Genomic DNA, 14,034 nt, shown 5'->3' on the forward strand with positions numbered 1-14,034 from the left:
AGAATAAAACAATGGAAGCTAACATAACAAAAGTTCAGATAACGGAAGATGAAGGGAAAAAATACAACTTCTTTGTAAAATCAACGGCTGAATTTGATGCCTTTGCTGATTTTGAACCGATTACAAATCTTACGGCAAAAGAAGCTGTGTCTAAATTTGAAGAATTAAGAAATAAAGGGCTAAATGCTGGAATTGGCATAAATATTCCAAATGACATTGTTTTTGATGACCCAGAAGGAAATGGCATTACAATCCTTGTAACTGATGAAAAGAAATTAGCCAATTTTAATATTTTTGGTGAGAATTTTATTTCTGATTTAAATATTAAATCAGAAAAAGACAGAAGTCTTTTAAAAAATCGTATAGCGGCTTATGAAGCGTTATATAATGAATTAGTAGAACAGAGTATTCCTGCGATAGAACCTGAATTTGTTTATAATAAAAAATTTTCTATGGAACTTTCCAATATAGAAAATGAACCTGTTTCTGAACAAAGGATAAACAGCAATGTTTCTATCGAGATAAAACCTGTTACACTTGAAGAAATTCTTGGTGTCATGGAAATGCGGACGGAAGTAACTCCAGAAGGTAAAATCAAAGTCTTTGACCTTCAGCGTCAGGAATACATTGACAACCGTTCCGATTTACCTGCTTTTGATGAAGACAACTGGACTTTCAATAATGCCGGCGAAGTTTTTGAAAGGCTGGATGTTTACATCAACGATTATTATGTCCACGACATGCAGGAACAGCTTGAAGATTCTGGAATTAAAATTACAGGAGACGAAACTTTTTCAGATTTATGCAGCCTTTATAAAACCGAACTTGAAAACGGAAATGACAAACTTTCCCTTGGTGAACTGAATCTTGCTATGGGAATTGTTAATCCAGATACGGTAATCGTGCCTGTAATTTCAAAAGAAAAATCTCTTGATGATGAGAAAATTGTAATGGAGCAGAAACAGACAATTGAAAAAAAAATCTCTGTTTCAGATGATAATGCTTTCTCAGTAAACTTTACGATTTTCAGGCTCAGTAATGAACAGTTTAATGAATTAAAAGAACACCTCAGCTTAAACGGCTATAAGGTTGAATGGGAACCTGTGGAAGATTCAAAGTTTACAAATTATGACATCGACCATGCAGTTTTCAAAGTTGATTATGACTCAGCCTCTTATGTAAGGACAATTCTTGAAGACCGAAATATTTATTATCATTCTAAAATGGGACTTACATCTTTAGGCTTTGACGGCAAATGGGTTGATAACCCTCTTAATGTTGAAATTGTTTCTGAAGAAGAGTTTAAACATATTCAGGAAGAAAAAGAAAAGAGATTTATTGAAAATAAGATTCCTTATATCAAAATTGGTGAACACAATGAAAGTTCTTACGACAATTATATTGAAGGCGGAACAGTTCTTTCTTTACAGGAAGCAGATGCTATTCTTCCAGAATTAAATGAAAAATGGGGTGGTGGTCATTATAAGACTGATTTTGAAATGTTCTTCCCTGAAGAAGATATTTCTTATGCTCCTTATCGTTATGAACTTGGTGATGAGAGACCTCTTGGTTCCCTTTCAGATAATCTTCACATGCTCTGCTCTCATCCTGAAGTTCTTGAAACTTTTGAATCAAACTGGAAGAAAGTTTATGCTCCTTCAGTAACAGAAGAGCAGGAAAAAGCTCTGAAAGAAATCATTAAACCTGTACAGGAACTTTTGGAAACTTCTTATAAACAAAGATTTACAGAACTTGAAAAAGCAATGGAAGAAAATAAAAAGCTTAATACTTCTTTTATTGTTGAACATGGTAAAGTTGTAAAGTCAGAAGAAGAAGTTAAATCTGTACAAACTCACATTAAGAATATTTTCAACTCCAGTATTGAAATGGCAGCTAAAAATACAACTGATTATATTGAAAAGCTTTATGACCAGCTTGAAGACAGTCAGTATGAAGATTTGAACCGTTATTCTTTTCATCTCATTGCAAATATGATAGAAGACGTTGAATATGGCGAATCTCGAATGGCTGGTGCTGATTATAAAAAAATGAATTCTTTTAATTGGGATGCCTGGAGAAAATCTCTTGAAGAACTTGATGATAATTCTGAGCTTATACATAAAGCAGAAGTAATTTCTGTAAAGTATCGAGAAGACCTTGAACTTGTAAGAAAAGCAGAATCTATGGAACAGTCTGCTGAAGAAAAGGTTGAACTTTCAGCTGAACAGTGGCGAGCTTGTGATGTACTTGCAGAAAAAGCAAAAATGGACTGGTGGTTTGAAGATTACGGTTATGACGGTGAGATTCACAGTCCTGTTTTAAAATCCGACCTTGATAACCTTTCAACTGCCTTTGATGGTGTTCTTCGTATTTCAAAAGACAATGAGGTGATTGTAAGAAAACTCTTCAATGATAATAACATTAAGTTTAATGAAATTCCTTTGCTTTCATCTCAGGAAGCTAATGCAAAGGCTGAAAATCTGTACGGTTTTTATTTTGAATATAATGATGATGAAAAATGTTCAGATATATACAGTTCAAAAGACGGAGATTTTGTCGGAAGTTATTCTGACGGCGGTTTTGGCTATGCAGATGGAATGGGAATAGATGTTCCGAAAATCCCTGATGAAGTTTTCCAGGATGTTATTGCACTTTCCAGACAGTTTTATATTGAATCAGAAAAAGAAATCGAAAACCTTCATTCTCTTTCAGAAGCAAAAAATCAAGAAGTTCTTGAAATACAAACTGGAGCAGCAAAAAAAGTTCAATCTGAAAGCCTTTCTGATTTACCGGTAGAAGAACTCAGGGAAGGTTTGAAATATGCCTTGAATGAAGTTGCTCAACCGCTTCCTGAAATTGACTTTACCCGCGAAAATTACAACAAGTTGTTTCCTCGTGACCGCTTAAAAACTCCGATTGAAACTGTAAAAATCGGTGCGCATCAGTTTGAAAAACTTGAAGTAAAGGACAGAAAAAATCTTTTGCAGGCAGTTCATGATGTCCTTTCAACTCCAGATGTGATTATCAATGAAGAAAAGGAATCAATTTTTGGTGATATGGAGAATTCTCATGTTTACGCAAAATCCTATGTGATAAACGAAAAGACAAAGGCAGTTCAGTCCGTTGTCGTAAATATCGAAGATGAATACATTTCAATCAGTACTCATAAGCGGGATATTTCAAATGTTGTGAATAAAATAAAAAAGCCTGACCAGCTTTTATTTGCAGCTGCAAAGGTCAGGCTTCTGGCTGAGCAGCATACGAAAGAAAAACTCTCGCAGTCGGTGGTCAGCCCGAACAGAGAGAATGAATACGTCATTCCTCCACAAACCAATATACCACAACCACAGGAAAAATCAAGTGATGAAATCTCACAAAATTCGTTTACAATTAAAGGTGAAAAATACTCATTCTCGGATGCGGAAGCGTTATTAAAAGAAGACATTGCAGCAATCTTTGAGGAACTTGATTCTTCTGAAATAGAACAAAACCTTACGCTTAACGGCGTGAAGATTTACGGAAACCCGGAAAAGGACGGAAAAATTAAGCTTCTTGTAGAGTTTGATTCAAAAAATCCTGAGAATAGGTGGGGTGAAGCTTCTCTTTTCAATGCCATTGGCGATGAAAACATTACTTTCAATGGCATGGAAGTTGATGTAAACCCGATTACTCCAGAAAAATCCGGAACTATCGAAGAATATCTTTCCCACCTTGAACGTCTTGATGCTGTAAGTGAAGCAGAAGTTATTGAAAAACAGGCAGAACTTATTGCTTCCAGAGAGGAAATCAAAGAGGATAATCAAATTGATGATGTTCTTGAACAGTGCAATAAAATACTTGATAAATACAGCAATACACATTTTACTGAACTGGAACAGCGGTATATAAATGAATGTGAAACAAAAAATGATGCCAGACATCAGGTCTTAATGTCGCTTTGTAATATGAAATATGTTCATGTTACAACAAAAGACAAGGAGGGGTATTGGGAAATTAAAAAAGGAAAGGAAATATCTGCAAATGAAGCTAGAAAACTTATGTCTTATGATGATTTTGCAAGCGGGTTAGACAGGGCAAGTTTTCATCTCACTGCTGGAAGAAATGCAAATGACGGAAGTTTCGTTTATTTTAATGACAGTGAAAGAAAACGTGATATTCAGCCTTATGAACTGACCAAAGAAGATTATTTACTTCTTTCCAAATATGAAAAAGCTGGAGGTTCGACAGAAATTATTCCAGAAGCTATTTTGCAGCAGCTTTTACAATATAATATAAATGCAAATATTGAAAACCCAAAAATTCTTTCTTGGCAGGAAATTGAAGATTATTTTTCTGCAAGAAATGTAAGGGAAACAAAAAATGAAGTTCTTGAAAGTTTTACTGAATCTCAGGAAAAACCTGCTGAAAAAGAATTAAAAGAAGAATGTGTTGCAAGGCTTTTGGAGAATCAGATTGATTTCTACGGATTTGATACAAACAAAACCGATGATAAACTTAATTCAGAAATATCGGTTGCAAAATGGGATGTGTTGGAAAAAATTGCAGAAAAGACTGTTTCAAAAGAACTGGATTTAAAACCTTATGCCATTATTCAGGAAGAAGCGGACAAGCTTTTGATGGAAAATCCTGTTTTTCAGGAGTGTATTAAAAACGGAATAATTTCTGAACCTGATTTTCTTTTAAAAACTGAAAATAAAAAAGATATTGAACTTACTGCCGAGGATATTAAAAATGCAAAAGCCCTGTTACCAAAAGAACAATATCAGCTTATTTTAGGTTATACACAGGGAGAAGAAGGAGAACATTTCAAAGGCATAATCAAAGAAATCTCTTCTAAAGCTGAGGCAATTAAAGGCAAAAGAGAAATCCTTACCGAAGATGAAAAACATCCTCTTGCTTTTAAGTATATAATGGGAGCTTCCTCATTCTATTTCTCTGAATGGGACGGTGGAGATGAACTTTATGGATATGTAGTTTTAAATGGTAATACGCAGGATTCTGAATGGGGCTACACAAGCCTTGAAGAACTTAAAAACTCAAGCAGTAAGGACAGAAACGGTTTCCCTGTAATACCGGAGATGATTTTTTACGGACTTGAAGACACAATCGAGAAACAGATTTCCGTTGATTATCCAGAGCCTACTGAACAAATGGGAATTAAACCTAAATTAAATCATAATGAAGAACTTATATCAGAGTTTGGAAAAGAAATCTTTGAAACACTTCAGAGCCGCAAACTTGAACAGAGTGCCTACAATATCTGCTGTGCAGCTCAGTTTGTAATCCGTACAATGGACTCTTCTGAACAGAAAGAAATCTTTTCAATAATGAAAAAGTGCGGCTGCGAAGGTAAAAACGGCAAAGCAAATACAGAAGATTTTCTTACAGAAGTTGTAAGGGCAGAAAACAACACTGCTTCATCTGCCTATGACAGGAAAAGACTTTATGAGAAGATAAACAAAGCCTGTCCTCCTAAAAAGGCAGAGGCAGGTAAAGGTATTCATAATCAAGAAAACGATTATGAAATGGAAATATAAACATTTACAAAAAGTTGTAAATAGGTATAATATATATAAATAATGAGGTAGTACTATGAACACAAATACAATTTTTGAAAACGAAAATATCACCATAAGACGGAACGTTGAAAAGCATGGCATTGAAGTCATGTTTCCTTCTCGTCCAAGTGAATTTGAGCGTCAGCTTCTTAAAGACTCTGGTTTCAGGTGGTCAAGTCCTCAAAAATTGTGGTGGGCTAGGGAAAGCAGCGTTACCGAAAAATATATTGAAAATGAAATTGAACGGCAGAACGGACTTAAAAAGATAAAAGACTGGGAAGAATTTACCGCTGAAACAAAAGAAAACATTGAAATTCAGCAGGCTGACATATTCTCTCCTGAATCTTTCCTTGCAGGATTCAATCAGGACGTTCAGAAACTATTTGACAACAATCAATTTGTCAATTATGATGTAAATAGTAATAGTACAACTAATTTACTACTCAATGTAAAGGAGGAACTTACAAATGAAAGCAATGAAACCAATAGCAATCAGAGCAGTAAAAGTAAAAAGCCTGATGGGAATGTCGGACGAAGAAGTTCAGAAAGCGATGCTGAACAACTCTATGACAGGAACAGTTCCGAAGTGGGAAGAAATTCTGGAAGCAGATACAGCAGAACTGGATACGGAGACAATATTCGAGAGCAAGAGACCGGACGGGATAATGCTGCACCTTCATCAGACAACAGTTCCGTTTCCGATGGACAAGTTTCCCGAACTTCTGAATCAGATGTCAGCAAAACAGGCGATGGATTACGCATACAAAATCTGCATGAGGGAGAAGTGGGCAGTGAGTTATCCGAACATCATGGCAGTAATGAACAATCTGGATATGGAAATGAGCGGCGAGATGGATTAAGTTCAGAAGAGTATAAAAAACAACTTATAATAAAATTCAGAAAGCTTGTTAATCATTTAGCTTATACAGATTCAGATGAACGTTTCGATTTTCTTTCTGATAGACGAAAACCTGGTGAACCTACTGTAGCAGACCATTTTGCTTATTATATCGACAAGTTTATAAATGGAGAAAGACTTGTTAAACTTGATACTCTTGGAAATAATGAAGATGTAAACATCAGAAATTTATTTTCTCATTTTGATGATATTAAAAATATTCTCGAAATCGATGTTCGTTACGGTTCAGTAGCAGGATTTTTGGAAGATAGAGAATTACCTCTTGAAAGTTTTGAAAATGAAGATGATTATTATGCCCAGCCGATAGCAGCAGACATCATAGCAGATGTTCTTAAAGATTTTGAAAAAGAATGTCATATTCAAAATAATCTTGAATGGCAGGTAAATGTACGTCATTGCGATATTGAACCTACGGAAAGAATTCTTAGAAAACTTTATGAGAAATTCCCTTCAGATGAAGCTTTTGAACGTTCTAAACTTCTTTCTATTGCTTTTGGTTCTACTTCTTATGAAAAAGGAACTTTACCAAATCTTGAAGAAAGACAGTCAAAAGGAGAACTTGGGTTTAATAAAGTTGACGGAAAAAATCCAGGTGTCCAGTGGAAAGTCACGGAAGAAGAGCTTAATTCTGTCTTTGGACTTTTTGATGAAAATATAAATTACCATACTGTTTTAGACAGAGATTGGGCAGCATTAAATGGCCTGTCTAAAGAAGAAGTTTCTAATATTCTGGAATGGGATTATAACTCTACACATAATCATAAACTTGTTTCTGAAAATAATTACAAAGAAAAACATTCAAAGACTCTTAGTAAGTCTGAATCTCGTGATGTAAGGAAAGAAGTAAAAGAACTTTTAGCAACCCATTCCGATGAAGAGATTAAAACAAATCCAGAATGGCTTAATTTGCTTACTATGTATGAAGGTGGCGGTGGATTAAAAGAGCAGGATTCCACAAGTGCAGAGGCCTTAAACGCATTTTATACTCCAAGAAATGTTGTTGATGCAGTCTGGAAACTTGCAGATACTTATGCTCCAAATGCAAAAACTGTGCTTGAACCTTCAAGTGGTATTGGCCGCTTTGCTGAAAACAGACCTAATAATCAGTTTACTTTACGAGAACTTGATGAAACATCAGCAAGAATTGCAAAACTTCTTCACCCGGAAGCAAATGTAATTCAGGGCGCTTTTCAGGCACAGTTCTATGACAGTGAAGGAGTTGTAAGGAACAAGAATTATGAAATGCCTAAATATGACCTTGTAATTGGTAATCCGCCTTATGGTGAATATACAGGCGAATGGAAGGGTAAAGGTGAGGGTAAGGAATTCAACCGCTATGAAGAATATTTTATTGCCAAAGGTCTTGATTCCCTGAAAGATAAAAACTCTCTGATGGCATTTGTCGTTCCTAGCGGATTTTTAAATTCAAGTAACGATAAAATAAAAAAACTCATTGCAGAAAAAGGCGAACTTATTGATGCTTACCGTCTGCCAGAAGGAACTTTCCCTACAACTAAAGTTGGAACAGACATTATTTTAATGCGTAATTGGGAACAAAGAAAAATAGATATTGAAGAACTCAATAAAACTGCTCCAGAGCCTTTTAAGAAAAATCCGGAAGAAGAACTTACAAAAGCAAAAGAAAATATGGCTAGAGTTCTTTCTAACAATGATTATTTTGAATTCCATACAGATAAAGTTCTTGGTGAAATAAAAACTCGTACAAATCGTTTCGGAAAAGAAGAACAATATGTAGCCGTTCACGAGGGACTTACTGTACAAGATGAACTTAATAAGTTGAATAAACTTAATGGCTTTATGTTAAACGAAAAGGTCTTGTCTAATTTAAATGAAAATGTTGCGGAAATAAATAAGCCTGCTCAGGAACAAAAAGACATTCAGCCAAAAGAAAAATCTTTCATAGAAAAAGCTCTTGAAAAATACATGAATCCAGAAAAAGACATTTCCACAGATGCAAATGTGAGAAACTTTCTGGATATTAAAGGCGATTTTGAAGTAAAAGATTTTACTACATGGAATGACAGAACTTGGAGAGCAACATCAGGCAAATGGGACTGGCAACCTCACTTTGATGTTGATACAAAGCAGGTCCTCATTACAACAGAAGTTGAAAACGAAAAAACTGATGAGCGAGATACAAAACTCTATGCTGTTCTTTATCCAGATGGAAGCGTAAAGAAACTTTACAATGAATATTCTGATGAATATGCCGCATTAAAACTTTCAAAAGCAAAACAACAGAGATTAGACGATATTATCGACCATTTTAAAATCAACTGGCAGCCTGTTATGGACGGCTATCTTGGAATGAAAGACAACAAGGCTTATTTTGCAACCTTACAGAAAAATGTCTCATTAGAAATCTCTGAAGCAAGATATTCAAGCTGGCGTGATAATCTTAAAGTTTTTAGTTCTAAAGAACTAAAAGAAATAAAAACTAGAAATCCTTTTAATGTCATTCTTGCAGATAACAACTACAGTGAAAGTGATTATGATACGTCAAACAGACGAGAAGAAGACTATTCTGAAATTCCTATATTTGCTAAGTTACAGACTTTGTTCCCAGAGAACGGAATTGTAAACCTTTCTAACATTGATGATGATAATGCTCTTGCACATCTTGCAGGAGATGAAGTGGAAATTCCAGAAGAAAAGAATTTTTCTAAAGATTTTGGTGGCTGGGGCGGAACTGATTCTGATGAAAGATGGGAAAAATATCTTGAATACGGAAGAAAACGTGATGAAAAAATCAAAGAACGCTGGGACGTTGCTCTAAACGAAGTTGTAAAGGCAAGCGGCTGTACAACAAAAGAAGAATATTTTGCGAAGGCAAAAAACATAATAGAAGAACGCCATAATAATAAAATGGCAATGCTTGAAGAGAAAACAAAAATCAAACAACAGGAAGAAGATGCAGACATCATTCTTAATGAAGTTTTAAAAAATCCTCTTGTTCCAGGAACTAAAGAATACTCTGTCGCAGGTTATGCAATCCTTTATTCACAGAATAAAGATGACCATGAAGCTGTTGATGTTCTAATTGATGGAAACAAATGTCTGACACTAAATAAAAACGCAAATCTTGTTACAACATATAACAATTACTTTGTAACTTCTAATTTCATAAAAAATGTTTCTGACTTATGGGAGAATATTCCTTCTGTAAGAAATGTTGAAGTTGAAGATGTAAAATTATCATTAAACAAATTGCTTGAAGGAAAACATTTCTCTCAAAAATCAATAGAAGAGGGAAGTGCCGTTAGTAATGCTGTCCTGCACATGGAAAAAGACCTAAATGAGACAGTGTTAAAAACAGCCCAAGCCTCGTATTCCATAAAAAAGAGTGGAACTATACAGAAAGTTTTTGCAGAAAAATCAAATTATCCGCTTTTTGAATTTGACAACAAAACAAACATCCTTAAATTTTATCAGAACAGCTATGAGAAAGGCTTCGGTTTTATAAGCGGTGCTGAGGATGTTTTCAAAAAGAGTTTTGAAAGACTTTCTGTAATAAAAGACATAACTATAAACGGAAGCCGCTATATTGATGTTGATGGCAATACAATAGAAGCCCCCGCAAAGTCTGAGCGTTATACACCTGTAAAAGAAAAAATTATGGATAACGCAGAATTTGCAAATACATACGGCAAAAACTGGAACAAAGAAGAGAGAGCTTTCTGGGCTGCCACAGATTATAAAGGCTATGTGGACCTTTCAAAACTGACACAAGAAGAAAGAAAAATACTTGAAACAAGTCCCAATTATTGTATAGACCCTTACATTGCAGCTGATGGAACTCTTGTCGGTGGAAACAAGTATATTCACAAAGAACTTTATGCTTCCGGCAATATCTATAAAAAATTAGATCTCATTGAAAAACTTCATAATAAGTCTGATATGGCTGAAAGGGTCTATCAGAAAAATAAGGCAATCCTGGAGGCTGCTCTTCCTGTTCCATTGAAATTGGATGAACTTGAACTTTCTGTCAATTCTCCTTTTATCAGAAATTTTAAGCTCAGCGGAGAGGCAATTACAGAACGATTTATCAAGTGGGCAACAGGTTATGATTTAGAAGACAGCCAGAATAACAGGGAGCAGATTTCCGATTTTTCATCGGCAGGTATCAGCAGGGAAGATATACCGCCTACAATTACTTGGGAAGATGTTACAAATTATATTGACGGAATTGCTCTCCCGGCAATCCGAGACGACAGTCTTGATGAGAAAGAAAAGTCTCAGATACGAAACAGAAAGATAAATGACCGTCAGGAAACAGCAGAAAAACTTTTTACTCGTTATATTAAGACTGTCTTAACGGAGGAAGAAGGCAAGTCCCTTTCGGATGCCTATAACAGACAGTTCAATGGCTCTCGTGAACCTGACTATGCTAAACTGCCACTTTTTATTGATGGAATGAATTTATATAGAAAAGGAAGTCATTTCCGTCTTTATGAACAGCAGATAAAAGGAATTTCTTTTCTATGTAATAAAGGAAATGGAATTCTTGCCTACGATGTGGGGGTAGGAAAAACAGCAGCAGGAATAGTTGCAACAGTTCAGCAGATTCAAAGCGGCAGGAGTAAAAGACCTTTGGTAATTGTTCCAAAGTCAGTGATAGGAAAGTGGGAAAGTGACATACACGAACTTTTTCCTAATATTCCGGTCAATAATTTAGAAAATTTTTCCCGGAGTTCAACAGGAGCATTTTACAATAAGGCAAATCATGGTTTAAATATTCCGGCAGGTTCAATAACTTTGACCACAAAAGAGGCGCTGAACAACATTCACTGGAATAAAACGACCGTTGATAAGTATCTTTTTAATGATTATGCAGATTTACTTGGTCTTACAGAAAAACTTCATTCAGATAATCCAAAAGTAAGGGCTGAAGCCAGGGAAAAAATTTATGAAGAAGTCTCTGGAAATGTGCGTGATGAGGATTATGTTGAATGGATAAATACAGGGTTTGACCATGTTACAGTTGATGAAGCCCATGCTTACAAAAAACTTGAAAGAAAACCACGGGCCAGCAAGGACAAAGATGGTAAAGAAAGAATCAGCGAATTCAATAGAATTGTTGGTTCTGGTGAACCTTCTGGAATTGCAAAGGAAATGTTCAATATAACTCAGATTATTCAGCAGCAGAATGAAAACCGTAATGTCTTTATGCTAACGGCGACACCATTTACAAACTCTCCATTGGAAGTTTATTCAATGCTCGTTTATGTTGCAAGAAAAGAAATGGAAACCTGCGGCATAAAAAATCTTAATGATTTCTGTTCCCAATATGCAAAAACCCGTTTTGAGCGTGTCGTTAAGCCTAACGGCAGTGTAGAAATGGCGACTGTAATGAAAGAGTGGGGCGACCTTCACGGTTTGCAGAACATTCTTAAACAGTACATAGATAAAGTTGATGGTGAGGAAGCTGGAATAATCCGTCCTGAGAAAAAAACTCATAAAGTCAATCTTGAAGCAACTGAATTACAGAAGCAGATTTTTGATTTTGCCATTCAAGAAGTAATGACATATAGACCAGATAAAAATTCCGGTGAAAAAGGTGCACCTGTGCTAGAAGCAATGAATATGATGAGAACAGCATGTCTTTCTCCTGCTTTACTGAAACAGGAAAAACTGGTTAATCCAACTACAAAAGAACCTTTGGATATTAAATTACCGCCTATTGAACAGATTGTTGACTGTTCGCCAAAACTCAAACTTGTCTGTGATACAGTTGTTTCCAATTGGAAAAAACATCAGGATTGCGGACAGATTATCTATATGCCGGTGGGAACAGATGCTTATCCTTATGTAATTGATTATATGGTAAAACAGGGTGTTCCTCGTGAGGTATTTGCATCTATAGACGGTCAGGCTGCAAAAATAGGTGGGAAAAATGTAAAAATTGGAAAGGAAGATGAAACAGATGATATTCGTGCAAAAGTTGCTGATGCTTTCAATGATAAAAAAAATCCATGCAAAATTCTTATCGGTTCTTCTGCAATAAGTGAAGGAATGGATTTAAATGGGAATTCTGTTGCACTTTATAACACAATGGTGGGTTGGAATCCTTCTGAATGTATTCAAGTTGAAGGAAGAATCTGGCGGCAGGGAAATCAACAGGGACACGTTCATATTGTCTATCCACTTATTTATGATTCAATAGATTCTCTTCTTTTCCAGAAACATGATGAAAAGGAAAGTAGAATTGACCAGTTGTTTAAATACAAAGGAAACACATTAAATGTAGCAGACCTTGACCCTGAAAAACTTAAATATGAACTCATCAAAGACCCTACTGTAAGGGCTAAAATGAAGCTTGACGATGTTGCGGCAGTCATAAAAAATGAGCTTTTAATGCTTGATTCTCGTCTTGCAGATTATGACAGCCTTGTAGAGTCAAAAATTAAGTTTACGGAAAAACTTGCGGAAAAAGAAGCTTCAAGAAAAAGTTATGTTGATAATCATGCTAAATCTATTGCAGACGGAAATCCGAACCGCAGTGAAGAAGAGCAGAAAGCTGGACTTGAACGCTTTGATAAGTCCATAAATGATGTAAAAAAACAACTTGAAAACATCCGCAAAAAATATGCAGAAATGGGCATTGAAAACGATTCAGACAGGGCAGAATATATAAACAAAATCAATGCAGAAAAGCACAGCAAGCAGGAAGAGTTAAACAAACTTTATGGAGAAGAAAATTTTCAAAAAGTTGTAAATAGTATTAAAAAGGAAATCACTGATGAAAAAACTCTTGAATTTGAAAATGCTCTTTTAAATCCTCTTGATAAGACAATTCAAGAAGATATGCTTCCGTTCCATGTCATAGAAAGGCAGGTAAAGGAATCTCGTTATAAGGAAGCAATGAAGAAAGCTGAAAATAACGAAATTGAACAGAATGTTTTGACGGAACAGTTCAAGGAATATCTTTCTGAATACGAAAAAAAGTGGGGTAGTGGAGTAAGAGAAGAACTTAAAGTTCAACAAGAAGTTCACACACCTCAGACTGTTGTTCCAAAGACGGAGGCAGAAGCAGAGCTAGAACCAGTTATACAAAAAACAGAACAAAAAACAGTTTCTACAGACAGTGAAAACATAGTTTGTGTAATCAACCATGAAATTGAAGTCTATGAAGATAAGAGACTTGAAGAAGCACAGAATCAGGGAATACTTTTTGCTGCTGATGAACCTGAAAGTGTTACAAGAGTCCTCAATAACTCACACGTAGACTGGAAAAATCCAACCTGCGAGAACTTCTCTGAAAACCTTTATGAAGCATTCAAGTTTAACAAAAAAAACATTTCTCAGGAAGCTGTAGTAAAAACCGCTGGAAAACTCATTGCCGGTATGTCAAAAGATGAAAAAGAAAAGTTTATAAAACTTACTTCACAGATGAACATAAAAGGCAAAGAAAAAACCGGTGAATTTTTAATGAAGATTGCAAAAGGCGAGCTTAAATTAGAGCCAAACAAGAAACCGCCTGTAGTTCAGAAAAATCAGGAAGAACCTGAATACGATATTTTCTAAAAAGGAGTTATG

At 35.4% G+C, this 14,034-nt stretch carries 3 protein-coding genes; all 3 read left to right on the forward strand.

Annotated elements, in window-relative coordinates:
• The first annotated feature begins 11 nt into the window (after positions 1 to 11).
• The 3 genes from B5D55_RS02530 (at position 12) to B5D55_RS02535 (ending at position 14,022) form a co-directional block, all read left to right on the forward strand.
• Complete coding sequence (locus B5D55_RS02530; RefSeq protein WP_078932423.1) at positions 12 to 5,537, forward strand: LPD25 domain-containing protein; 5,526 nt, start codon at positions 12 to 14, stop codon at positions 5,535 to 5,537.
• 488 nt (positions 5,538 to 6,025) lie between these two features.
• Complete coding sequence (locus B5D55_RS11555; protein ID WP_159446135.1) at positions 6,026 to 6,418, forward strand: hypothetical protein; 393 nt, start codon at positions 6,026 to 6,028, stop codon at positions 6,416 to 6,418.
• Positions 6,343 to 14,022 carry an SNF2-related protein gene (locus B5D55_RS02535; RefSeq protein ID WP_159446136.1) on the forward strand — a complete coding sequence of 2,560 codons (7,680 nt, stop codon included), beginning with the start codon at positions 6,343 to 6,345 and terminating at the stop codon, positions 14,020 to 14,022. Before B5D55_RS11555 ends, B5D55_RS02535 begins: the two co-directional genes overlap by 76 nt.
• Positions 14,023 to 14,034: the final 12 nt, after the last annotated feature.

Origin of the sequence: Treponema porcinum, from assembly GCF_900167145.1 — a bacterium.
GTDB lineage: Bacteria > Spirochaetota > Spirochaetia > Treponematales > Treponemataceae > Treponema_D > Treponema_D porcinum.

Coding starts and splice junctions, on each gene's coding strand:
- B5D55_RS02530 (WP_078932423.1), top strand. CDS start 12: ATGGAAGCTAACATAACAAAAGTTCAGATAACGGAAGATGAAGGGAAA.
- B5D55_RS11555 (WP_159446135.1), top strand. CDS start 6,026: ATGAAAGCAATGAAACCAATAGCAATCAGAGCAGTAAAAGTAAAAAGC.